This is a genomic window from Thalassospira sp. B30-1, from assembly GCF_015767575.1.
Lineage (GTDB): Bacteria > Pseudomonadota > Alphaproteobacteria > Rhodospirillales > Thalassospiraceae > Thalassospira > Thalassospira xiamenensis.
Genome location: NZ_CP065232.1, coordinates 2,540,282 through 2,563,057, shown reverse-complemented (window position 1 = coordinate 2,563,057; position 22,776 = coordinate 2,540,282). Strand labels below are relative to the sequence as shown.

The 22,776-nt window shown below is 53.4% G+C and carries 21 protein-coding genes; 14 read left to right on the top strand and 7 right to left on the bottom strand.

The genetic code is table 11. From position 1 onward, the window contains the following. The first annotated feature begins 248 nt into the window (after positions 1 to 248). Positions 249 to 2,078 (top strand): GSCFA domain-containing protein, encoded by a 1,830-nt coding sequence (locus IT971_RS12405; RefSeq protein WP_063095817.1) that lies wholly within the window; start codon positions 249 to 251, stop codon positions 2,076 to 2,078. A 161-nt stretch (positions 2,079 to 2,239) separates the two neighbouring features. Beyond that, positions 2,240 to 3,235, top strand: coding sequence for a D-2-hydroxyacid dehydrogenase family protein (locus tag IT971_RS12400; RefSeq protein ID WP_063095819.1), 996 nt, complete (start codon positions 2,240 to 2,242; stop codon positions 3,233 to 3,235). A 48-nt stretch (positions 3,236 to 3,283) separates the two neighbouring features. Here the strand turns inward: IT971_RS12400 and IT971_RS12395 are convergent, their stop codons facing one another. Beyond that, entirely contained in the window at positions 3,284 to 4,192 is a 909-nt protein-coding gene (locus IT971_RS12395) for a DMT family transporter (protein ID WP_063095821.1), read from the bottom strand. Between the two features lie 210 nt (positions 4,193 to 4,402). Here IT971_RS12395 and IT971_RS12390 point away from each other — a divergent pair, with 210 nt between their 5' ends. Next, positions 4,403 to 5,296 carry a helix-turn-helix domain-containing protein gene (locus IT971_RS12390; RefSeq protein ID WP_065702211.1) on the top strand — a complete coding sequence of 298 codons (894 nt, stop codon included), beginning with the start codon at positions 4,403 to 4,405 and terminating at the stop codon, positions 5,294 to 5,296. A 55-nt stretch (positions 5,297 to 5,351) separates the two neighbouring features. On the opposite strand, the gene IT971_RS12385 is transcribed toward IT971_RS12390, so the two are convergent. Continuing rightward, entirely contained in the window at positions 5,352 to 6,188 is an 837-nt protein-coding gene (locus IT971_RS12385) for an NAD(P)H-binding protein (protein WP_063095825.1), read from the bottom strand. 183 nt (positions 6,189 to 6,371) lie between these two features. On the opposite strand from IT971_RS12385, the gene IT971_RS12380 reads away from it, so the two are divergent. Then, positions 6,372 to 6,980 (top strand): TetR/AcrR family transcriptional regulator, encoded by a 609-nt coding sequence (locus IT971_RS12380; protein ID WP_063095827.1) that lies wholly within the window; start codon positions 6,372 to 6,374, stop codon positions 6,978 to 6,980. A gap of 321 nt (positions 6,981 to 7,301) precedes the next feature. Here IT971_RS12380 and IT971_RS12375 read toward each other — a convergent pair whose 3' ends face one another. Then, the gene (locus tag IT971_RS12375; RefSeq protein WP_065702210.1) at positions 7,302 to 8,333 is read right to left on the bottom strand and encodes an EAL domain-containing protein; all 1,032 of its coding nucleotides are present in this window, start codon (positions 8,331 to 8,333) and stop codon (positions 7,302 to 7,304) included. 444 nt (positions 8,334 to 8,777) lie between these two features. On the opposite strand from IT971_RS12375, the gene IT971_RS12370 reads away from it, so the two are divergent. The 7 genes from IT971_RS12370 to IT971_RS12340 all read left to right on the top strand — a co-directional run bounded on the left by IT971_RS12370 (position 8,778) and on the right by IT971_RS12340 (position 15,416). Beyond that, positions 8,778 to 9,758 carry a C4-dicarboxylate TRAP transporter substrate-binding protein gene (locus IT971_RS12370; RefSeq protein WP_063095832.1) on the top strand — a complete coding sequence of 327 codons (981 nt, stop codon included), beginning with the start codon at positions 8,778 to 8,780 and terminating at the stop codon, positions 9,756 to 9,758. Between the two features lie 89 nt (positions 9,759 to 9,847). Beyond that, positions 9,848 to 10,300, top strand: coding sequence for a TRAP transporter small permease (locus IT971_RS12365; RefSeq protein ID WP_063095834.1), 453 nt, complete (start codon positions 9,848 to 9,850; stop codon positions 10,298 to 10,300). After that, positions 10,300 to 11,580 (top strand): TRAP transporter large permease, encoded by a 1,281-nt coding sequence (locus IT971_RS12360; protein WP_063095836.1) that lies wholly within the window; start codon positions 10,300 to 10,302, stop codon positions 11,578 to 11,580. Before IT971_RS12365 ends, IT971_RS12360 begins: the two co-directional genes overlap by 1 nt. 53 nt (positions 11,581 to 11,633) lie before the next feature. Continuing rightward, positions 11,634 to 12,350 (top strand): GntR family transcriptional regulator, encoded by a 717-nt coding sequence (locus tag IT971_RS12355; RefSeq protein ID WP_007091900.1) that lies wholly within the window; start codon positions 11,634 to 11,636, stop codon positions 12,348 to 12,350. A 146-nt stretch (positions 12,351 to 12,496) separates the two neighbouring features. Beyond that, on the top strand, positions 12,497 to 13,363 hold the full coding sequence (locus IT971_RS12350; protein ID WP_063095838.1) for an AraC family transcriptional regulator: 867 nt from the start codon (positions 12,497 to 12,499) through the stop codon (positions 13,361 to 13,363). Positions 13,364 to 13,473: 110 nt separating this feature from the next. Then, positions 13,474 to 14,367, top strand: coding sequence for a DMT family transporter (locus IT971_RS12345; RefSeq protein ID WP_063095840.1), 894 nt, complete (start codon positions 13,474 to 13,476; stop codon positions 14,365 to 14,367). A 65-nt stretch (positions 14,368 to 14,432) separates the two neighbouring features. Next, positions 14,433 to 15,416: an adenosine deaminase gene (locus IT971_RS12340; protein ID WP_063095842.1), complete on the top strand. Its 984-nt coding sequence runs from the start codon at positions 14,433 to 14,435 to the stop codon at positions 15,414 to 15,416. A gap of 40 nt (positions 15,417 to 15,456) precedes the next feature. Here the strand turns inward: IT971_RS12340 and IT971_RS12335 are convergent, their stop codons facing one another. Further along, complete coding sequence (locus tag IT971_RS12335) at positions 15,457 to 16,440, bottom strand: phytanoyl-CoA dioxygenase family protein (protein WP_063095844.1); 984 nt, start codon at positions 16,438 to 16,440, stop codon at positions 15,457 to 15,459. A gap of 140 nt (positions 16,441 to 16,580) precedes the next feature. Between IT971_RS12335 and IT971_RS12330 the strand changes: the two genes are divergently transcribed. Continuing rightward, positions 16,581 to 17,519 (top strand): AraC family transcriptional regulator, encoded by a 939-nt coding sequence (locus tag IT971_RS12330; RefSeq protein WP_063095846.1) that lies wholly within the window; start codon positions 16,581 to 16,583, stop codon positions 17,517 to 17,519. A gap of 17 nt (positions 17,520 to 17,536) precedes the next feature. Here the strand turns inward: IT971_RS12330 and IT971_RS12325 are convergent, their stop codons facing one another. The 3 genes from IT971_RS12325 to IT971_RS12315 form a co-directional block, all read right to left on the bottom strand. Continuing rightward, positions 17,537 to 18,478, bottom strand: coding sequence for an alpha/beta fold hydrolase (locus tag IT971_RS12325; RefSeq protein ID WP_063095848.1), 942 nt, complete (start codon positions 18,476 to 18,478; stop codon positions 17,537 to 17,539). Between the two features lie 54 nt (positions 18,479 to 18,532). After that, positions 18,533 to 19,837 (bottom strand): carboxylesterase, encoded by a 1,305-nt coding sequence (locus IT971_RS12320; RefSeq protein ID WP_063095849.1) that lies wholly within the window; start codon positions 19,835 to 19,837, stop codon positions 18,533 to 18,535. A 140-nt stretch (positions 19,838 to 19,977) separates the two neighbouring features. Beyond that, complete coding sequence (locus tag IT971_RS12315; protein WP_063095851.1) at positions 19,978 to 20,382, bottom strand: OsmC family protein; 405 nt, start codon at positions 20,380 to 20,382, stop codon at positions 19,978 to 19,980. 197 nt (positions 20,383 to 20,579) lie between these two features. Here IT971_RS12315 and IT971_RS12310 point away from each other — a divergent pair, with 197 nt between their 5' ends. After that, positions 20,580 to 20,921 (top strand): hypothetical protein, encoded by a 342-nt coding sequence (locus tag IT971_RS12310; RefSeq protein WP_007091891.1) that lies wholly within the window; start codon positions 20,580 to 20,582, stop codon positions 20,919 to 20,921. 156 nt (positions 20,922 to 21,077) lie between these two features. Continuing rightward, on the top strand, positions 21,078 to 22,754 hold the full coding sequence (locus IT971_RS12305; RefSeq protein WP_063095853.1) for a bifunctional diguanylate cyclase/phosphodiesterase: 1,677 nt from the start codon (positions 21,078 to 21,080) through the stop codon (positions 22,752 to 22,754). Positions 22,755 to 22,776 lie beyond the last annotated feature (22 nt).

The following is a 22,776-nucleotide window of genomic DNA, read 5'->3' as shown; positions in this document are numbered from 1 at the left end:
GATCACCTCTTTCATCCAGCCCCAAACGCAAAAAACCCGCTAGGCACAAGGCCTTGCGGGTTTCGGTCCGGGTGCATTTCTCCCGTTGACTTTTATCTTATGACATAGTTAAAAGAACAAATCAAGAACTTTTTCATGAAATTTTATATGCGGCTGGAAACGGGAATCTGGGGGAAAGGATTTGATTTTATCGACCATCCGATAAAAACTGTTTCCAATATTGCGTTACATGGCTTTTGCAGCGAGAAATGACATTGATCAACCCTTATAAAGATTTGAAACAGGAACGTTTCTGGCGGTACGGGGTTGCGCTTTCTGACCCGCGCAATGTTGCCAATATTCATGCGCCGAAATGGGGAATTGCGCCGGACGATACGGTTGTGACGATGGGCAGTTGCTTTGCCCAGCATATTGCAACATGGCTGCGCGAACGTGATCTGAATGTTCCGTTCTTTGATACCGATGACAATATCAAATCGCGGAATTTCTCGGCCAATTACGGCAATATCTATACGGTCAGGCAGGCCCTGCAACTGACTGCGGAAATCGCCGGGCTGCGGGTCTGCTCCGATACGGCCTGGCAGGCGCAAGATGGTTTTGTCGATCCGCTGCGCCCCAATGTGTTTGCGGCACCGGTGGCCAGCGGTGATGCGATTGGTGAATTGCGCAAAGCCCATCTCAAGGCGGTCGAGAAGGCATTTACCGATCTTGATATTCTCGTTTTCACCCTTGGTCTGACCGAGGCATGGCAGGTGAATGCCTGTGGCACGGTTCTTCCGGTCGCGCCCGGCGTTGCGGGCGGAGATTTTGATCCGCTCAAATACAGTTTTGTAAACTTCACCTATCCTGAAATACGTGCCGACCTTGAACAGTTTTGCACGGCAATCCGGGAAATGCGCGGGGGGCGGGATTTCAGGCTGATCCTGACGGTGTCGCCAGTACCTTTGACCGCGACCTATGAAGAAAGGCACATCCTGCAATCCACAACCTATTCCAAGGCAGTGTTGCGTGCTGTTGCCGGGGATTTTGCATCGGAAAACGGGTTTGCCGATTATTTCCCGTCGTTCGAGATCATCAATAATCCGGCCGCCAGAAGCAGTTTTTTCGAAGACAATCTCCGATCCGTAAAATCCGATGCGGTCGAAACTGTCATGACCCATTTCATGACATGCTACTTTCCCGATGGCATCGTGCGAAATCAGGACAGCACCGCCGCCAAAGAAGAATTGCCGCCCGTAAATAACAAGCGCGCCTCAACAACGGTTCCAAAATCAATGGATGCCGATTGCGAGGAAGAAATGCTCGAAGGGTTTGCCAACCGGCAATATGAAAACGGGGGGGATGGCAGGGACGTTATTGTCGCGTTCGGTGACAGCCATTTGACGGCATGCAGCCAGATGATCGATCAATATGATCGGCAGGGAAAATTTGCCTTTGCCCCGATCCGGCTTCTTGCCAACAATCCTCATCGCGAAATAAATATCCATCGTTTCAGGACATTTGTGTTCCGAAAGGAACATTTCAACTTCAAAGATTTTTTTGTCCAGAATCCGCAGGATCTGGTTCTGGTCGGGGTGGGTTTGTTTGGCGATAACATCATCCGTGCGCACGGGGAGATGAAACCTGAAATCAAGGGCGCGGGCGGCAGCGATATTACACCGTCCCTGCCGTGTCTGGATGCAGTCACGCCTGAGCTGGTAAAGATGTATGTCCAGAAAATCACGCCCAATCTCGTCTTCGGCATGCAGCTTGAAAAGCTGACCGCCTATAAACGGATATTCTGGATCGTTTCGCCCGACATGCCCGAACAAACTGCACGCTTTCGGTTGGGGGATCACTTTGTCGATGGTGGTTATTACAATGTCCACAAACGGGCATACACAGAGGCATTTAAAATGCTCGCCCATAATCTGGGCAGGACAAAATTCATTCTCCATCCCTGGCCGGACCTTTGCAACGAAACCGGCTTTACCAAAAACGAGTTCGCTGGGAGTGACAATCTGACCAATATTCACGTTAACAAGGATTATTACGAATATGCGGTCACACGGTTAATGGAATTGATGAAAGCGGATTAGGTTCGGGGCTTTCGCTGGCGTGCGTGGCGTGTGTGGCGTGCGATCAGCCACCCGTCAGTCACGGCAAGGATGGTTTCAGATATTTGCGCCGATCTGGCTTGTGCCGGTATTCCTGTGATGCGAGTATCACGGACGCATTCGCAAACGACGCGGGATTTGGAATGAAGATCGCAATTCTTGACGACTATCTCGACAGCATTTTTCATCTGCCGTGCTATGAAAAACTGGCCGGGCATGACGTGACCATCCTCACGCAGAAATATGATGATCCGGCCGATCTGGCGGGCGCAATTGGCGATGCGGAGGCGGTCGTGCTGTTTCGCGAACGCACCAAAATCACCGATGAATTGCTGGCACATTTGCCAGGCGTAAAACTGATCAGTCAGCGCAGTGCCTATCCGCATATCGATGTTGATGCCTGCACCAAACGCGGCGTGTTGCTGTGTTCGAAACAGGGGGCGGGCAAGGCGCCATCCTATGCGGCGGCGGAAATGACATGGGCGCTGATCATGGCATCCGCCCGCCAGATCGTCGAACAGAATGCATCGCTCAAAGCAGGCCAATGGCAGATGGGAATCGGCAAGACATTGCGCGGGCGAACCCTCGGTATCCTTGGATATGGCAAGATTTCGCGCGTGGTGGCGGGCTATGCCAGGGCGTTCGGGATGAATGTGCTGGTCTGGGCGTCAGAGGCATCGCGCAAGGCTGCGGCTGAGGACGGCCTTGATGTCGCCGCATCGCGCGAGGCATTCTTTGCCACGCCCGATATCATTACGGTGCATATGCGTCTGACGCCGGAAACCCGCGGGACGATTACCGCCGATGATCTCGCCCGGATGCGGCCCGGCAGCCTGTTTGTCAACACATCGCGGGCCGGGTTGGTGGCACCGGGCGCGCTTCTGGCGGCCCTTGATGCCGGACGTCCGGGGAAGGCGGCGGTCGATGTGCTTGATACCGAACCCCTGATCGACGCCGATGACCGTTTTGCCAACCATCCAAACGTTCTGGCAACCCCGCATGTCGGCTTCGTGACCGAGGATGAACTGGACATGCAGTTTGGCGATATTTTCGATCAGGTGGTGGCTTATGCCAACGGCGATCCGATCCACATGATCAATCCCGAGGTCTGGCACGGTCGCAAAGCCAAACCGGCATAGGAAAATGCAAACGGTCGCCTGCGATATCGTCAGGCGACCGTTTTTTGTTCATGCCTTGGCGGCGGCTTTGGCGGCTCTGGCTTTTGCTCCGGGCAGGCGGGCAAATATCGTGATGTTGCCAAGAAAGATCATCACAAGCCCCGTCGCCCCAATCGGCGTCCAGACATAGCCTTCAAGGAAGGTCGAAACCGTAAGGGCCACCACCGGGAACAGGACGGTGACATAAGCCGCACGCCCCGCACCGACCCGGTGCACCAGTGCCAGATAGGCAATGAAGGCAACGACCGACCCCGGAATGGCCAGATACAGAAGCCCGCCAATATAAACCGGGTCGGTCGGCAGGATCGGCGTCTGACCGCGCAGCAGGGCAAAGATCAGAAGCATGACCGCACCATAAGCCATGCCACGCGCGACCGCATCGCGGTTGGGAATACCCATCGCGTTCAGTTTGACCGAAACCATGTTGCCCATGCTAAACACCGCCGTCCCGCCAAGCGCAAACAAAAGGCCGGTGATGGCATGCGGATTATGCGACAGGGCATAAATCTGATTGGCAAACAGGCACGCAATGCCGCCAAGGCCAAACGCCGCCCCGAAAACAAAGCGAAGACCCGGCCGTTGGCCATAGAACGCCCAATTGCCCAGCGCATTGAAAATGGTCGATGTGGTAAAGATCACCGCAACGATCCCCGATGCGATATAGCCGGTCGCCGAATACATCAGGATAAAGTTGATGCCAAACAGCCCGCATCCCAGCAGCACGATCCACGGATGGGCCCGCCACGGAACCGGCCGCCATTTACGCGACAGGATCAGGAAACCGCACAGCACGACAGCAGCCAGCAAAAAGCGATAGAAGATCGACATTTCAATCGGGATCGGCCCGATCTGAAGCTTGATCGCATACCAGGTAAATCCCCAGCAGGCCGTGACGATCAGAAAAAGCAATGCGGTCATGATAAAGCGGTAACTCCGGTGGCGAGAGGGAGAGAATGATATGTGGGGCATATCCGAAGCCAGTTTATAGACCGTTTTGAGGGGGACGGGCTTTCACGAACTTGCGGTGTTTTTCACAATCTTGCGCAAATCAATGCAGTCCTTCGCACGCTGGGCTTTGCAATATGGTGCTGCAATGCGATGATTGTGCCTTGGAAACAGGACGTGCCGATGTTTGTGCCCAATGGCCGATACCAGAATTTTGAAGTCTACAATCAGCTGATCGGTGATGCCGAACTGCTGAATGCGGGTGATTTTGGCGACAGCATTTCGGCGGCACACTGGCGGCGTAATGCCGATGTCATGACCCGCTATACCGACCCTGACCATCACACCATCAGCCTTTATGTCAATGGTGGTACGGGCATTAAACGCCAGATCGGACCTGATCCGCTAACCGGTGGCGGGCCGGGGCGCTGTTGCCTGATGCCGGCCCATCTGACATCGGACTGGGTGGTCAATGGCGAGGTCGAACTGTTCCACCTCTATATCCCGCATTCCGCGTGGGAACGCGCGGTGGTCGAGGCGTTTGATATTGAACCCAACGCCGTTGAGGTCCCTGAAAAGACATTCTTCCTTGATACGCTGATCGAGCAGACAATCCGCCATGCGATGTTGCCGCTGGACTGGAGTGCCCCGGCCGATCGTATGGCAATGTCGAGCGCTGGGCAGATGCTGATGGGGCATATGCTGCGCAGCTATTCGTCGAAACGCGATCTGGAATTCCGGGTGCGCGGCGGCCTGTCTCCGCAAATCAGACGCCGGGTGTTTGATTTTATCGAGGCCAATTTGGATCAGCCGTTGTCACTCGAACAGATTTCATCCGAGGCAGGGCTTTCGCCCTATCACTTTGCGCGCATGTTCCGCCAGTCGGTGGGCGAGGCACCGCATAAATATGTTCTGCGCCGCCGGATTGAGGCCGCCAAACGGATGCTGCGCGATCCGGCATTGTCGGTTGCCGATATCGCGCTCGCCACCGGTTTTTCAAGCCAGGCCCATCTGACCACGCGGTTCAGCAGCTTTACCGGCCTGACCCCGGCCAGGTTCCGCTCCGTCGCCGGGTAGGGCGCGCCTGCCTTATTTTTATATCGCAATCATTGCATAAATACGGGCGGGGTTATCAGGTATCTGAAACCTGATTCCAGATGCCGGTCCGGGCCGTTTCGCGAACATAGTCGGCAAAGTCGCGCGGTGGGCGGCCAAGGATTTTTTCGACATCGCCTGTGGTCGCGCTGTTGCGGCCATCAAGGACCTCGGAAAACAGATAGCGGATCAGATGACGGAAGTCATCCGGGATACCATCTGCGGCAAGGCCCGCATCAAGTTCGTCAAGTGTGATTGGGGCAAAGACAATGTCGCGTCCGGTTGCGTCGGCGATCAGCGTCGTGACCTCGGCAAAGGTCAGTGCCTTTGGACCGGACAATTCATATGTTTTGCCAATGTGAACAGGTTCGACGAGTGCCGCGACGGCACAATCGGCAATATCGTTAGCATCGATAAACGGTTCGAGCACGTCACCGGCCGGCAGCGCCAGAGTGCCCTGTTGCAAATAGGGTAGGAACAGATCCTCGTCGAAATTCTGGAAAAACCAGTTGGCACGCAGCACGGTCCAGTCCGCACCCGATTGGCGCAATGCATCTTCTGCCCGATGGGCTTCATACTCGCCACGGCCCGATAACATCACCAGTCGTTTCGCACCATGTTTGAGAGCGCGTTTGGAAAAGTCGGTAATGATGTCGACCGATCCCGGGACGGCGAGATCGGGCTGGAAGGTAATGTAGGCAGCACTAACACCCTCAAGGGCGGCATCCCAGGTTTCGGGGCGGGTCCAGTCGAAGGACGGGGTGGTGCTGCGCGATAAGGCGCGGGTATAGCAGCCCATCTTGTCGAGTTTGGCGGCAACACGCCGACCGGTTTTGGCGGTGGCACCAAGGATAAGATAGCGGTTTGGGTCCATCACTTTCGGCTCCTGTTGTCGGGTTTTAAACGTGAATAATCCTCATATTTGTAAATGTGATAAATCCTCGTATTTTGTTCGTCAAGAGGCTAATGTTGCAAAGATGCCGAAAGCCAATCGGAAAACGGGCGTGAGCCAGCGAATGAATAAAGGGTCAAGATATTGCCGGAAAACGCAAAATCCATGCGCCGGGCACCGACGCAGAAACGCAGCCGCGAACGGGTGGAAAATATCCTCAATGCCGCGTGCGAGCTGATTTCGGTGCAGGGAAGTGACCTGATGAAGATGGGGGAACTAGCGGAACGCGCCGGAGTCTCGATTGGGTCGCTATATCAGTATTTTCCCGACAAGGCGGCGATCATTCACGCATTGGCTGATCGCTATAATGCGGAATCGCGCCATTGTATTGAAGACGGTCTTGGCGTGGTTACCAGTGCAGACGCGCTGGTTCCGGCGTTTGAACGGCTGGTTGATATTTATTACGAACTGTTTCTGGCGGAGCCGGTAATTTGCGACATCTGGTCGGGCACCCAGGCCGACAAAACCCTGCGCGATATGGAGCTTGAAGTCAGCCGATCCCATGCCGATTTCCTGTGCCAAACCATCTTTCGACTGGCACCGGCAGCCCGTGCACATAAAGAGGATATCGCGGCACGATGCCTTTTGATCATGTATATGTGCGAATCTACCATGCGTCTGGCAATTTCGGTTTCCAGAGATGAAGGAAAACGGGTTGTAGCGGGTTACAAGGCCATGACACGACGCGAGTTAGAGGCGATGCTGAACCTCTGAGAACGCTCGGTGTCATATCTTTGGGGGTAGAGTTCCGGATCAGGGCGGGATCAGCCCGTCAGGTGATGCAGAAAATTCTAGGCTTAGCCAGTTGCCGTAATATGCAGCAACATCGCGGCGGCTATTTGGCGTTTCAATTAGGCTGTTTGCCGCATATATGGCGATCTCGCCCTCCGGCCCCTTCGCCGATGGTGATTCCGACCAGGGAATAATCAGATTCTGCGACAGAATGAGAAGCAGTTCTGATCCGGCTTTTGCAGGACCCACCAGCTTGCAAAGCCGCTTTGGCAATCGGAAACCGGGTATGGCAGCGAGTATTGGTTACGCGCTGGCGACAAAGGGCAAAGCTTCAGGGCGACCAAGCAGATATCCCTGAACATAATCCACGCCGTGATTGGTCAGGAAATCAAGTTCGCCCTGGCGTTCTATCCCTTCTGCGACGACGTCAATGTCGAGTTGCTTGGCCAGATCGATCAGCTTGCTGACAATGGCCTGTTTGTATTTATCCTGATCAACATGGTCGATCAGTTCACGGTCGATTTTAATGATGTCGGGTTGCAGTTGCGGCAACATGTTCAGGGTCGAATAGCCCGATCCAACATCGTCCAGTGCAACCCGAAAACCAGAATCGCGATAGGATTTCAGGATCGCACCAAGATGTTCAATACTGCGGACTTTTTCAGTTTCGATAACTTCAAAGACAACATTGTTGCGATCCAACCCGCATTCCGACACCACATCAATCGTTGTGCGCAGGCAGGAATCCGGATCGTAGATCGAACTTGGCGTGAAGTTGATAAACAGATTTCCCGAAATCCCTGCTTTGTGCGCGTTACGGACATTTGCAGCCCGGGCTGCCCGGTCAAGCTGGAACAGCAGATCGGCTGATTGGGCCGCGCCGAATAGTTTATCTGGTGTGATGACATTGCCGGTTTTATCGGTCCCGCGGATCAGGCATTCATGGGCATAGGGTTTTGTGATGTTTCCAACGGCAAAAATCGGTTGGAAAACGGAATTCAGGCGATTTTCCCGCAGCATGTCGCCAAGCCATTCCGCGCCGATCTGTGCGCGTATGGCGCCAAGCGACGTGACGCGCGCAATGTCGTCAAGTTGGGGTTCCCTATTGCCGGGCATGATCAGCGCCTTGGTGTCAGTGATTTCTTCGGGCAGCAGATTTTCGGAAATCGCGTCAATCAGCGGGCGCAGACCCGGACGGACATAATCAAGATAAAGCGTTGCAACGGATGTGCTTTTTTCTGCGGAGTGCCCGGACTTCTTGATATTGGTAAGAATTTTCCCCGTTGTATGTGCAACAGGAGGCCAAAGGTAAAGGCGGCCTTCATTTGGGGCCATTTCCGGTATTTGGTCGCACTTCTCGCAGAAGGTCAAAATCGTCTCCGCTTTTTGGTTTTCCAGATCACCCGAAGGTCCATCATCTTGTAAGATAATGACTTCCTTCATTAAAGCATATGGGATTTGGGTGTGGCAAAAAAAGCCTGAACGTCGGGCGAGATCGTACCTGCCTGCCAAATATGACCGGCAAATGTGATCGGATTTTACGCACATTCGACGGCGGCCAATTTCTGATTTTGCGTCCCCGATAGGTCAAAGATCATTTCCCGGTTGATTACAAGTTTCAGCGTCTGGAATTAAAATTTTCAATTAGGCTTTTGATTTTTAATAATTTTTACAAGTTGAAAAATCGATTGACAAGATTGATCAGAGGTATCTAAAATTTCAAACAAACTAAAATATCAATTAATGGCAAAATGCCAATCCAACGGGAGGACTTCCATAATGAAATTTACTGCGAAAACACTCGGAATCTGTGCTGTACTTGCCGGGGCGCTTGCTGCAGGCATGCCTGTGACGGCTGCAACGACGCTTCGTATCGGAACGGTTCTGGCGCCGAATGATCCGATGGGGCAGGGGCTTGAGAAGTTCAAACTTGATGTCGAAAAAGCCACCAATGGCGACGTTATTATCGAGGTTTTCCACAATTCCCAGTTGGGTGATACCACCGAAATGATCGATCAGGCGCGTGCGGGTGCCGGTATCGGTACGGTCACGGATGTCGCCCGTCTTTCAAGCTTCGTTCCGTCGCTGGCGATCATGTCGGCACCGTTCCTGTTTGATACCTATGAACAGGCCGACAAATTTGCCCTTTCAGATGAATATATCGCCTGGGGTGATGAACTTCGCGAGAAATCTGGCCTCGTGATGATTGCATCGAACTGGTATCAGGGGGCGCGCCACGCCCTGACACAGAAACCGGTGAAAAGTCCGGCTGATCTTGCCGGTGTTCGCATGCGGACAATCGGTGCGCCTGTCTGGATTGAAACCATCCGCGCAATGGGTGCCGAACCGACCCCGATTGCATGGGGCGAAGTATACACTGCCCTTCAGCTTGGCACGATTGACGGTGCCGAAGCCCAGCCGACCGCAATCTGGAATGCCAAACTTTACGAAGTGATCAAGAATGTGACCAAAACCGGCCATATCCAGCTCGTGACCGCGCTGGTTGTTGGTGCCGAGGCGTGGGATGAAATCTCTCCTGAAAATCAGAAGATTGTACGTGATCTTGCGGTCGAGGACGGTCGTTATGCGTCGCAGCTAACCATCGAGCTTGGCGAAAAGGCGCTTGAAGATGTTGCCGCAAGCGGGGTTGAGGTCAGCGAAGTTGACCTTGCGCCATTCAAGGAAGCTGTAAAGCCGGTTTACAAGCAGCTTGATCTCGAAGCCGAGGCGGCCATCGTCAATAAAGTTCTCGGTCGCTGATTTTCCGGTAACGGTAAACGTGCCTTGCGAATGTGCGTTGTTCCGCATGCGGGGCAACGCACATCAATCTTCAAGATGGAATGGAATACATGCTCAAGCAAATTGAGTTTGCCTGTGCCGGGATTCTGCTTGTTGCAATTGTCGTTCTGGTAGGCGTTGCGTCAATTGCCAGGGCGGTGGGATCCCCGATTATCTGGTCAATTGAAATGGCCCAGCTTGTTTTCGTCTGGCTTTGCATGCTGGCAGCTGACATTGGCATGCAGGAAAACCGGCATTTCGGTCTTCAGATCCTGCAGGACAACATATCCCCCAAAGCACGCGATCTCGTCGAATTGTTCAATATCGTCGTGATCATCGGGTTCCTTGCGTTTCTGCTGTATTACGCGTGGGGCAACATGATTTTGATGCATCCCCGTCTTGTTGGCGCAACGCAAATCCATGCCTCTTACATCCATGCTTCGATGGTTGTCGGTCTGATCCTTTTGATGCGGACCATGGTGTTTAAGCTTATCGAACGAATTCGAAGCAGGGGGCAGTTCTGATGCTCATACTGATTGCGGTACTATTTACGGTTTTTCTGGTCATCGGAATGCCTGTTGCCTTTGCCCTGGCGCTTGCTTCGGTGCCGGTCTTTATTCTGACCGGGGCCATGCCGCCAACCGTGGTGATCCAGAAAATGGTAACGGCAACACAAAGCTTTCCGCTTTTGGCTGTGCCGTTCTTCATCCTTGCCGGAAATCTGATGAATGTGACGGGGATTACGTTCCGTCTGGTCAAGTTTGCCCGTTTGCTAACCGGCTGGATGGCCGGGGGGCTGGCACAGGTATCCATCGTTCTAAGCTTCATGATGGGCGGGATTTCGGGGTCGGCCGTTGCTGATGCCTCGATGGAAGCGCGCCTTCTGGGGCCCAGCATGATCAAGCAGGGCTATTCCAAGGCATCAACGGCTGCGGTTCTGGCCTTCGGGTCGGTTATCACCGCAACCATTCCACCAAGCATCGGACTGATCCTGTTCGGGTTTGTGAATGAAGTTTCGATCGGTCGCCTGTTTTTGGCCGGCGTTCTGCCCGGTATTTTCCTGACGATTGTCCTGATGATCACATCCTGGTTTGTCGCGCATAAGAACGGCTATAAACCCGACCTGCCAAAGGTGCCGAGTGGAAAAGAGCTTTGGTCGAGCTTTTCGGAAAGCATCTGGGCGCTGGCATTTCCGGTCATTCTGATTGTCGGCTTCCGCTTTGGTCTGTTTACCGCGACCGAGGCGGGCGCGTTCCTTGTTTTCTATGCGCTTTGTGTCGGATTTTTTGTTTATCGGGAACTGGACCGCAAAAAGCTTTACGAAGCGGTGACCGGCTCTGTTTCCGACCTTGGAATGGTGATGTTGCTGATCATTATGGCGGCGGTTCTGGGTTATGCCATGACCATTGAACGCGCACCCCAGCAGATTACCGAGTTTGTCACAACGCTTACCGAAAATCCGGTTCTGATCCTGACGCTTGTCGTCGCGGTTCTTGTGATCAGCGGCATGTTCCTTGAAGGAGCGGCCAACATCCTTCTGGTCACGCCGATTGTCATGCCGGTTCTGGTTAATGCCGGATATGACCCGGTCCATATGGGCATTTTGATCGTGACCCTGATCAATTTTGGCGGTCTGACGCCACCGGTCGGGGTCATCATGTTTACGGTTTGTGGCATTCTGGATGTCAAAACCGGGGCTTATACCCGGGCATCGATCCCGTTCTTCATTGCGATGGTGGTATTTTTCGTTTTGATGGCGGCAGTGCCAAGCTTGACGTTGTTATTGCCCAACGCATTGATGTAATGAAGGGACGAAGGGATGCAGGCACATGCGCAATTGCCGGGAGTTGAGTGAAAATGAATACATTCATGGGCGGTCTTATGCCTGTTTATGATAGCGCGATGAAAGCCAATGCGCATGTTCCTGCTTCGGCACTTGTTTATGAGGAACTGAGAAGCCGGATCATCTCGCTTGTCCTTCCGCCTGAAACAACACTGGTTCGGGCAGAACTGGCGGACAGTTTCAAAGTCAGCCAGTCACCGGTGCGTGAAGCCATCATGCGTCTGGAACAGGATGGGTTGGTCGCATCCTATCCCCAGTCGCGAACCGTGGTGACCAAGATTGATGTTGCCCGTATCCGCGAGGAGCATTTTCTGCGTGTTGCGGCGGAATGCGAAGTGGTGCGGCAATTGGCGGAAATGGGGGAAACTGCCGCCGTTGTCAAAGCCAAGGGCATCATCAAAATGCAGGAAGCCCTTGCGGGTGATATCGAACAGATTGATCTGTTCAAGCAGCTGGATGAGACGTTCCATGCGGCTCTTTTCAATGGGGTCAATCAATCAAACCTGCATGTGCAGGTGACGGCGCGCAGTGGCCATCTCGCACGTGTTCGCATGCTTGATCTGCCGCGTGCGGGTAAAATGCTTTCGGTGCTTGAAGGTCACAAGGCGGTAATTGCTGCGATCCAGTCCGGTGATGGCAATTTGGCCAGTTCGGAAATGCGGCAGCATCTTTCGGGAACCATGGAACGTTTGCCACAGATCGTTGAAGAAAACAGGGAACTGTTTTCATAAGGTTTTAGCCTTCCTCCCGGGCGGCCAATCAGCAAGGCGTTCTTAATAAACGTCTTGCTGATTTTGTTTGTGCCGGTATCGGCTGTCGAGGGGCTTTGCGGAACTGCGGCAATCGCATATCCTGTGGCTCTTGAACAGGAACAGAAATGCAAACAAGTTTTCGCCAGTATCGGTCTGAAGCCGCCAGCCACAGTCACGACGATTTCCACCAGATCATCATTGCCGATCTTGGCATGCTCGAGCTTGAGGTCGAGGGGCGCGGTGGCTGTGTTTCGGGCCGCAGGCTGGCGTTTGTTCCGGCGGGCGATACCCATGCCTATCGGGCGTTGGGGATGAACCGTTTTCTTGTGCTTGATGTCGATATCGACCTTGCGGCGCAAACCGGGCTTGAACGGTTTTGGTATCAGGCGGGCGCGTCACCCTATCTTGAAGTCGGGGCTGGCTATGCCGGGCATTTGACAGGTCTTTTGCAAGGACTTGAGCAAAAGCGTGTGATATCGCGCATACGGCGATTTTCGCCGGATGGGCAGGGGAGACTGCAATCTGAAAATCTGTCATTGCGTCATGTGGCGGGAATTGCTGTGTGTGAAAACACCTTTGCCGATGACGCGTTTGTTTGCAAAACTTTAGGCGAAGTCCTGTGCCATTCAGCAGCCATGCAAACTGACAAAGCCGACGCAGGCAGCATGATCCCGATGCGCTTGCAGCGCCTGCTTGCCTGGATTGAGCTGCGCCTTTCCGAACCGATCGGGGTTACTGAAATGGCGAAGATTACCGCGCAATCGGAAAGCGCGTTATTTGCGGCGTTTCAAAAGCATCTGGGTACAACGCCGATGCGCTGGCTTGGCGAACAACGATTACAGCGTGCCTATGCAATGCTGAATGATCCGAAAAATACAATGCCGCTTGGCGATATCGCGCGCGAGGTCGGTTTTACCGATCAAAGTGCATTTTCCCGTGCCTTTTCCCGGCGGTTCGGACATGCGCCGATTGCGCTTCGCCGCCGAACTTAAAGGCCTCCGGGTTTATCTCATTCGAATGAAATCCGGAGTTTCGGCAAAGACGTCTTCATCCCGACCTGCTTTGATCACCGCTGCGATTAGTTGAACTTCGGGATGGTTTCATGACTTTGCTTGATCACCGTACAAAGGCCACCATGATTGGTGGTATTGCCATTGTGCTTTGGGCCTTGCTGGCGTTATTTACGACAGAAGTCAGTGCCATCCCGCCTTTTCAACTGGTCAGTCTTTGTTTCTCCGTTGCGGCCATTTTCAGCTTTATCTGGATCGCGCGCGGCGGGTTGGCGGCATTTCAGGCCTTGAGGCAACCGGTTGGTGCCTGGGTGCTTGGGGTTGGCGGGTTGTTTGGGTATCACTTTTTCTATTTCGTAGCCTTGGCCAATGCGCCCGCGGTTGATGCCAGTCTGATTGCCTATCTGTGGCCACTTTTTATTGTCCTGTTTTCTGCACTTCTGCCCGGCGAACGATTGCGCTGGTATCACATTGCCGGTGCGGTTCTGGGACTTTGCGGGGCTGCGGTTCTGGTGACCAAAGGGCATGGGTTTGATTTTGATCCGGCCTATGGCCTTGGCTATGGTGCGGCAATGGTTTGCTCTATCCTGTGGTCGGGATATTCGGTTTTGAACCGGCGCTATCGCGATGTCCCAGTTGAAGCCGTTTGCGGATTTTGTGCCGGTGCGGCGTTATTGGGTTTCATAACACACGGCGTGACTGAAATCTGGGTGATGCCGGATGCCGGGCAATGGCTTGCGATTATCGGGCTTGGTCTTGGCCCGGTCGGGGTTGCTTTCTTTGTCTGGGATTATGGCACCAAGCATGGCGATATTCAGGTTCTGGGTGTCGCGTCTTATGGTGCACCGTTACTCAGCACGATCCTGCTGATCGGTTTTGGCAAAGCCGAAGCAAGCCCGACCGTGATCGCGGGTTGCCTTTTGATTGTTGGTGGCGCGCTTTTGGCTTCGATAAAAATGCTGCGACGGAAAACGGTTGTTGCGTGACCTAGGGTCTTGTTGGCGCTAGAACTGGATCAGGAAAGAAAATAAGAAAATCCGGAGCGCCAGAAATGACACAGCATATTCCCAAGGCCGAATTGCATCTGCATATGGAAGGTGCGTTGACGCCTGCATTGGTGCGGAAATTCGCCGCCCGCAACGGTATTAGCCTTCCGGACGGGATTTATGATGATCAGGATCGGTATATCTGGTCAAACTTCCCCGAATTTCTGGGCAGTTTTGACAGGGCGAGTGCGGCAATCCGTACTGGTAAGGATTATGCCGATCTGACGCATTGGTATCTTTGCGAACAGGCCAAAGCGGGGGCGCTTTATGTCGAGATTTTCTGTTCGCCGTCACATGCACTGGAATGTGGTATTTCCTTTGATGATCATCTGAATGGTGTTGCCGAGGGGATTGACCGTGCCGGGAAGGAAACCGGAATTATCGGACGGATCATCATGACCTGCGTTCGCCATATCGGCCCGGAAAAGGCGATTGGTGTGGCGACTGATACGGTTGCGTGTGGTCATCCCTATATTGTCGGGTTTGGCATGGGCGGGAATGAAAGCATGTTTTCGCAGGAAGCGTTTTACCCGGCCTATAAAATTGCCGCCGATGCCGGGCTTGGATGTACAACGCATGCCGGTGAAGTTGAGGGTCCACAAAGTGTCTGGGATGCAATCGACAAATTGCCGGTGACCCGAATAGGGCATGGTGTGCGATCCATCGAAGACCCGAAACTGGTCGAAGAACTGGTGAAACGCGGCATTGTTCTGGAAGTGTGCCCCGGATCGAATATTGCCCTGTCTGTATATCCGGATTACGCATCCCACCCCCTGCGCAGGCTTTATGATTCCGGGGTTAAGGTGACGTTGGGATCAGATGATCCGCCTTTCTTCCACACAACATTGGCCGAGGAGTATCAGCGCGCTAAAGATGTGTTTGGTTTTAGCGAGAATGAGCTTCGCGGTATAACGCGTACCGCCCTTGAGGCGGCCTTTGTGGATGCTGACACTAAAGCCATACTGATCGCAAAGCTTGATGCGAACTAATACAAAACGCCCCAGAAATCCGGGGCGTTTTTTTGTTCTGTTACCAGGCAACTTTACCCAGAAGCTTTTCACCAAGTGGTGTCAGCTTTGCGCGTTCATAGCGCGTCTGTTCCCAATTGCGCGGGTCACCCGGGAAGGCGTGACCGCGTGCCGGCAGGCGTTCCGACCAGCTTTTGGTCCGCCAATCAACAAGTTCCTGTTCCTCGGGCGTTGCCGGGGTCATGGATATATATTGCGCAACGCGGGTCTGGTTGGACCGGTTGGCGCGAATGCCATGTGCAAGCAGGCTATTGAAAATCAGAAGATCGCCCGCCTGCATCGGGATGCGTTTGGGTTCATACGGAATATTGGCGATGTCCGGCCGGAACGGGTCTCGGTCCTTTGGCGCGGTGGCAAGCCATTCGGCGAAATTGGCAAACAGATCCGGTACACACTGGAACCCACCCATATCATCATTGGTGTCGACCAACGATAAAACGCCCTGCACATTGATCGGCAGCGGGACCTGACTGGTATCGGCGTCCCAATGAATGAAACCGTCAAAGGCACGCGTGCCGACATTGGGCGTATTAAGGTTGGCGCGATCAATCGATACCCAAAGATCGGTCCGATCCCAGATATCGACAAACGCGTCATAAATCCGCGGCGTCTGGCGGTTATCCCACATTGATTGATGATGATAGGCTTCGACCATGCCGGAATTGTTCAGTTCGGTCATGGCATGGTCGCGCATTTGCGGCCGGGCCCAGCTTGCCGGATCATTCGGATCCATTTCCTGAAATTCCCAGAGGAAATCGACGGTGGCTTTGACCTGTTCCTGCGGGACGGCATTTTTTACGACAACAAAGCCATAGGTTTGCCAGTGTTTGAAGTCCGCATCCGATAGCACGCGGAGCGGCAGCGATTTTTCGAGATCACGCAATTGCGTGCCGGTGACTTCCTTGACCGAGGCATTGCCCGGCCGGTTCGCATTCGGGCCGGTCGCGGCCATTGTTGCCATGGTTGTGTTTGCCAGCATGCTCATGATTTTTCCTCCCGCATGGTTCATGATGTTGGAACCATTCTAGAGGGCCGCGATGGTCGCGCCCACTGACAGGGCGGACATAATATGATACTATTCGGCCAAATTAATCGATTTTGATAGCCGTATAAGCGGGTGTTTGAATGAAACTGCTGTTCGAACATGTGAAAATTGCACCGGATCGGTCATGGCGCGGCCTGCACCGGAACCTGCGTGCGATCCCGTTCGAGTGGCATTTTCATCCGGAATATGAACTGACCCTGACGCTTGGAAGTGAGGGGCAACGCTATGTCGGGGATCATATCGGTTCTTACGGTGACGATGATCTGGTCTTGCTGGGCCCGAACCTGCCCCATACATGGCATTCGCACAATGCCGCCCCGCCCGCATCCGGGAAAATCGATATGGGAGCCTATGATCTTGATTTGCAGGCAAAGCCGGGCGAACGGCCACATCAGGCCTTTGTGTTCTGGTTTACGGCCGATTGGATCAATAATGTTTGTGAAACCATTCCGGAATTTGCGCGGCTGCGACCTGTCCTGACAGATGCACGGCGGGGTGTGAAGTTCGATACCCTATCAGCACGAAAGGTTGCGGCTTTCACACACCGGTTTGATATAGGCGATCCGGCCGACCGGTTATTGTTGCTGATAGAAGTATTGCGGATTTTGCTGGATGCGCAGGAACGGATACCGCTTGCGTCCGAACGGTTTGACGCGACGGTGCCCGATTATCATGAGGCAACCCGGCTTGGTCGGGTTCTGGATATTTTGCATTCGCACTATGTCGAACAAACCGGAAGTGCTGAAATTGCCGAGCAGACCGGCATGAGCGAGCGGACCCTGCGCCGTTTTTTCAAACGTCATACAGGGTCAAGCATTCAGGACTATCTAATGGGATTGCGGTTGGGGCGGGCGGTGTCGTTGCTGCTGTCGTCCGATTTGCCGATTTATCGGGTGGCGGAGGAATCCGGGTTTCAGAACCTGTCGCATTTCAATCGGCAATTTGACCGTCATCGCGGCATGTCGCCCAGCCGGTTCCGACGTGAACGGTTTGAAAAGAGAATGTTGCAGTCGGTTTGAGAAGGTAGACGCGCCTATTAGAAACGAGGCAGGGGCCAGTCTGTATGATTGGTTGCCAGATGCTGGTCAAATGCCTGCCAGAAAAGGTTTCGGAAAACATCGCGTTCCTGAAGGACTTCATGACGGGCTTCGGGTATCTCGACCATTGCAACCGATGGATGATCGCCAAACAGTTCCTGTGTGGTGCGGTTGCTGACCACCTGATCGTTTCCTGACAGAATCATCGTAATCGGGGGCAGGGGCGAGGTCACAAAATTATTATCCGGTACAATACGCTGGGATAATTCCGCCTGTGCCCTGAAACAGGCATCAAGCCATCCCGCCGAAACGCCACCAACCACCAGATCAGGGTTATCTTGCAGGCAGGTGACGTTGCGTTCGTAGCGCGCCCTATCCGACGTCAGCAGATTATCATCGCCAAAGGGTTGCAGTGGTGACAGCAGCTTTTGTCCTGGCAGGAATTGCTTGTCGAAACCATATCGGCACAGTCCGGCTGACAAAAACTGCGCGGCAAGTGCGATCCAGTCCGGCCCACCAAGCCCGAAAAATGGGGCGATCATGACGCTGCTTTCAAACAGGGACGGTTTTTCAAGCAGCATGTGCATGCCCACCAGCCCGCCAGTCGAGTGGGTCAGAAGCAGATCACAGTGGATATTGTAGTGATCGGCCAGGTGCGAAAGCACATCATGCGTATCTTCGATATAATGGGCGATATCGCGGACATAACCCATATGGCTTTCGGTGACTTCGCGGGTTGATCCGCCCTGTCCGCGGAAATCGAAAGTGACACAGCCAAGCCCGCGTTCGGCAAGTTCATGTGCTGTTTCGCCGTAGCGTTCGATGAACTCGCCGCGCCCCTGAAGGATCAGGACATGACCAATGGCATTTTCAGGCGAATGCAAGGCATAACGAAATGTCAGGCCGCTTCGTCCGGTAAATCGATCAATGGCAAAGGTCATGTCTGTGCGTGCTTCTTATGGCGGCAGGCGATGATCAGTTGTGCAAACTGTTCATCAATTTGCGGTCTTTCCCGGGACTTCCAGTGACACTTCGATGAAATGGGTCATTTTGTCGAGCATGCTGACAAAATCGGGGTTGAAGGTTCCGCGCCGCAGACTGCCCGGGGACGCGGAATCCGACAGATTCAATTCACCATAAACCGCATCGCTGCTGGTCTGGCATTTACTGTTGGCGCTTTGCTCGTCGTAATGGTCGCATCGACGGATAATGCCATCCATACCGTAATGCTGGTTATCGGGATGCATGGTAATGGCAGTATGGGCATGATTAAGCGTCCGCCAGTCCGGAGCCGCAGATTTGACAATGTCGACACCCTCACACAAAGGATGTTCGTCAATCAGGTGTTCTTCGCCCTGATACCAGATCAGGCGCTTGTTATCATTTGTGACCTTGTTGCAGAAAAAGTCGGCCGCCAGTAAGGGATCAACCGTGTGGTCATCGGAACTGGCCACCATGAAGACGGGGATATCGAACGTATCCATGGTGCCATCGCGATAAGGTTCAGTCAGCAGATGAAATTCCGCTGCGGCATTCATTGCCATCGAACCATATTTGGCAGCATCACTGTTTTCTCCTTTGCCAACCCAGCTTTGGACATAACGGGCATAGGGTGTCAGCCATGCCTGATCGCTTTTGGCAGCAAAGCCCGGCGATAGTAAAACCATTGCCGTCATCCGCGGATCGCGGCGACGGGCATCAAATTCGCGCCCGATCAGGGCCGCCCCCATCGAATAGCCAATGGTGATGACATGGTCGGTGCCGTTTGCGAACCCGTCCATGCCATAACGCACTGTTTTGATCCAGTCCTCGTAACTGACGTCAACCAAATCACCTGGGACGGTGCCATGCCCCGGAAGAAGCAGGCCATGGAAGGTCGCGCATGGGAATTTGGATTGCAACGTATCGCGCACATCGGTCATCAGAAACGGACTGTCTGTCAGGCCATGTACCATCAGGAAACCGACATCTTTGCCATGTGCCGTGTCATTGCCCGCCGCATCGCAGGCCGCTTTGTTCGGACCTGATGCGAAAGGGGCACGCATCGCGACCACCTGGTCAAGATCGTATTGGCCAAATGGCGCGGCTTCCTTGTCAAAGCGCTTTGCTTTAAGTGCCGTGCGAAGCTGTTCGCGGGTTTTCTTGACATAATCGTCAAATGATTGGTTCTCGGCGGGGGCACCAATGGCAAGGCCGGACGGATCATGTTGCGGGTCTTCGAAAATGCATCCCGACAGTGCAATCGTCGCCGGAATGGTCATAGCGACAAGTGTCGAACGCAAAAGGCCGTTTGCGGACATGGAAAGCTTCCCCGTTTCGTTTCGGTGTGGTGGCTTGTCCGATAAACTCTAACTCAGGCTGCATTATGACGCGACCAACAAAAAAGCGGCCCGTAACGGACCGCTTTGAAATCGGTGGCAGAACACGCCCGAAAGCTGGCTTATTCCATGATTTCCCAGCTATGCGTGATTTCGGCCGCCTTCGACAGCATGATTGAGGCCGAGCAATATTTCTCGGCTGAAAGTTCAACCGCACGGGCCAGTTTGGCTTCGTTCAGGTTTTCACCCTTGGCCTTGAAATGCAGGTGGATTTTCGTGAAGACCTTGGGGTCGGTTTCCGCACGTTCGGCTTTGACATCGGCTTGGACATCAATGATTTTCTCGCGGCCTTTCTGAAGGATATGCACGACATCAATCGACGAGCATCCTGCCAGACCGAGAAGCAGCATCTCCATCGGGCTCGGACCAAAGCCGGTGTCACGGTTGCCATCCATGACAACGCCGTGGCCAGAGCCGCTGGTGCCGGTGAAGGTCAGATTTTCAAGCCACTTTACGTGTGCTTCCATGATCGGGTTCCTTGTCTCGAGAATTGCATGCTTCATCGTCTAGCCTGCCTGACCGGTTCGCGCAAGCCGTGATCACATAAGGCAGTTAAAGGTTGAAAAACATCAAGTGCAGGGGTGTAAAACTGTTATAGGAGTTTTTACCTTAACAGGAGATAATGTATGTCATTCCAGACCGTTATCGCCAAGGAGGGTAAATCATGACGCAGGATGCCGGACGCAGCAAAAGCCGTTTCATGATGGCTATGGAGCATGTTTTGCGTGAAGTGAACCATGAAGTCATCAGTCCTGCGATCCCTGATATGAGCGTCGATACGGCTTTGCCGCTTATTATCAATGTTGCCAAGTTGCGTGCCGACTATCTGAAATATGCCTTCAAGCTCAGTGCAGATCGCAACGACAATCATCCGACGGCCGAAGAACTGGCGAAGCTTAAACTTCTTCGCGAGAGCTATCAGGAAATGCTTGCGGCTGCGCGTGAACTCGAACATTGCATTGATCGGGGATATATTGACCTGCCGGTCGGCGATAAAAAATCGTGACGCATTGGCTCTGGTCGCAAGACTAAGCTTGTCATATACTTACGTATGGAATAAGAGCTTTGAAAAAGGGCCTGCTAAGCGGCCTTGGTAATAAAATCCGATGGTTTTGGGGCATTATAGATAACACGGGAAAGGGAGTGCGTCGCAAAGCGGCGCGTGCGTGTATTGTCAATTGCTCCAGACATTGTCGCCACAGCAGCACTATCGCGTGACGGCATTATATTCATCGGTTCGTCCGATTTGAAAATCGCCCATGCCAATTTGGTTGCGGTTAACCTTTTTAACGCATCGAAGTCGGCCTTGCGAGACGGAACCGAAATCAAGCAGTTCCTTGCTTTTCTTGCCAAAAATGCGGAATTTTCGTCTGGCGACAGTGTCGGTGCGGCACGCGAAGCGCTTAGCCTCATTTCTGGTAAGGATGCCAAGGCCGATTTGCCAGCCTTTCAAATGAATGGCAGAAAAGTTACGTGGCGTAAGGCCGAAGGTCCCGAAGGTGTGACAGCACTGGTCTTTCGCGAGGCTGGCAAGGCAGAAGAACTTGCCAAGGCATTGGCCGATCACAAGCTTTTCATCCAGCATCTAATCGATGTGTTGCCTATCCCGGTTTACCTCAAGAATCTGGATGGTGTGATCAACCGTTGCAATGATGCTTTTGCCGAGTTGCTGGGGCAGGATCCCAAAAAGGTGATTGGCGGCAAATTCGCCGATGTGGCCCCGGCGCCGCTTGTTAGCCGCATTTTCGATTACGAGGCGCCGTTGCTGAAATCAGAAGGCAATGTGCGTCATGAAATTGATTTCGAAATGGACGGTGTCGAAAAATCCGCATTGTTTGCAGCCGCTAGCCTGAAGGGGCCAAGTGGCGCAATTGCCGGTACGATTGGCTCGTTGATTGATGTGACATCGCTAAAACAGGCACAGGCCGAAGTCGCCGCGGCAGCACAACGTCTGACAGGGCTTTTGGAAAAGGCACCAATCGGTGTTGGCATTTCCAACCGGGATGGCGGGGAATTCCAGTTTTATAACAAGATGTTCGAGACTCTTCTGTCTCTTGATAGTGATGGAACGGTGCCAACGGACACAGTGCTTCTTTCGGAGCGATACCGAGAAAAAAGTCTTCAGGATATGGATATGCTTGGCGAATTGCAGGATGTGGAATTACGCATTCGCCGTCCGGCAGATTCAGATGCGCGGTGGTTGAAGGCATCCATGGAACCGCTGACATTCGAGGGGCAGGAATCTGTGCTCTGGTGGATAAGTGATATCACCAAGCAGAAGCTTGCTGCACGTGAGCTGCAGAACAAGGCAAATAACGACGAACTGACCGGCCTGGCAAACCGTGCGCGTTACATGCAGAAGCTTTCACAATGTGAAACTGTCTTGCGCGGTACGGATACGCCAGCGTCAATCTTCCTTCTTGATCTTGATGGCTTCAAGACCGTGAACGATACATTGGGGCATGGTGCTGGCGACTGGGTTCTGGTTGAAACGGCAAAGCGGCTCAAGCGTGTTGCCCGTCGGGCGGAGGAAGTGGCGCGTCTGGGCGGTGATGAATTTACGCTATTTTTCATTAATAAAGGTGATGAAAAGGAAATGGCGGCACTGGCCGATGACATTATTGCCGAGATTTCCAAACCCTATATGTGGGAAGGGAATCGTTGTGATATTGGTGCATCGATTGGCTTTACCGTTTTCGACGCAGGCTATTGCGACGTGACCGAGCAATTGCGCCGTGCTGACAAGGCCATGTACGAGGCCAAAGAAGCCGGCAAGGGGCGGGCCTGTCTCTATCGGCCAGAGCTTGAACCCGATTTGCACAGGGATGATACTGTCTAGGTCTGATTGGTTTGCTCAAGTG

Coding starts and splice junctions, on each gene's coding strand:
- IT971_RS12355 (WP_007091900.1), top strand. CDS start 11,634: ATGAATACATTCATGGGCGGTCTTATGCCTGTTTATGATAGCGCGATG.
- IT971_RS12320 (WP_063095849.1), bottom strand. CDS start 19,837: ATGTCCGCAAACGGCCTTTTGCGTTCGACACTTGTCGCTATGACCATT.
- IT971_RS12380 (WP_063095827.1), top strand. CDS start 6,372: ATGCGCCGGGCACCGACGCAGAAACGCAGCCGCGAACGGGTGGAAAAT.
- IT971_RS12330 (WP_063095846.1), top strand. CDS start 16,581: ATGAAACTGCTGTTCGAACATGTGAAAATTGCACCGGATCGGTCATGG.
- IT971_RS12405 (WP_063095817.1), top strand. CDS start 249: ATGACATTGATCAACCCTTATAAAGATTTGAAACAGGAACGTTTCTGG.
- IT971_RS12335 (WP_063095844.1), bottom strand. CDS start 16,440: ATGAGCATGCTGGCAAACACAACCATGGCAACAATGGCCGCGACCGGC.
- IT971_RS12345 (WP_063095840.1), top strand. CDS start 13,474: ATGACTTTGCTTGATCACCGTACAAAGGCCACCATGATTGGTGGTATT.
- IT971_RS12325 (WP_063095848.1), bottom strand. CDS start 18,478: ATGACCTTTGCCATTGATCGATTTACCGGACGAAGCGGCCTGACATTT.
- IT971_RS12315 (WP_063095851.1), bottom strand. CDS start 20,382: ATGGAAGCACACGTAAAGTGGCTTGAAAATCTGACCTTCACCGGCACC.
- IT971_RS12375 (WP_065702210.1), bottom strand. CDS start 8,333: ATGGCCCCAAATGAAGGCCGCCTTTACCTTTGGCCTCCTGTTGCACAT.
- IT971_RS12340 (WP_063095842.1), top strand. CDS start 14,433: ATGACACAGCATATTCCCAAGGCCGAATTGCATCTGCATATGGAAGGT.
- IT971_RS12310 (WP_007091891.1), top strand. CDS start 20,580: ATGACGCAGGATGCCGGACGCAGCAAAAGCCGTTTCATGATGGCTATG.
- IT971_RS12350 (WP_063095838.1), top strand. CDS start 12,497: ATGCAAACAAGTTTTCGCCAGTATCGGTCTGAAGCCGCCAGCCACAGT.
- IT971_RS12395 (WP_063095821.1), bottom strand. CDS start 4,192: ATGACCGCATTGCTTTTTCTGATCGTCACGGCCTGCTGGGGATTTACC.
- IT971_RS12390 (WP_065702211.1), top strand. CDS start 4,403: ATGTTTGTGCCCAATGGCCGATACCAGAATTTTGAAGTCTACAATCAG.
- IT971_RS12370 (WP_063095832.1), top strand. CDS start 8,778: ATGAAATTTACTGCGAAAACACTCGGAATCTGTGCTGTACTTGCCGGG.
- IT971_RS12385 (WP_063095825.1), bottom strand. CDS start 6,188: ATGGACCCAAACCGCTATCTTATCCTTGGTGCCACCGCCAAAACCGGT.
- IT971_RS12360 (WP_063095836.1), top strand. CDS start 10,300: ATGCTCATACTGATTGCGGTACTATTTACGGTTTTTCTGGTCATCGGA.
- IT971_RS12365 (WP_063095834.1), top strand. CDS start 9,848: ATGCTCAAGCAAATTGAGTTTGCCTGTGCCGGGATTCTGCTTGTTGCA.
- IT971_RS12400 (WP_063095819.1), top strand. CDS start 2,240: ATGAAGATCGCAATTCTTGACGACTATCTCGACAGCATTTTTCATCTG.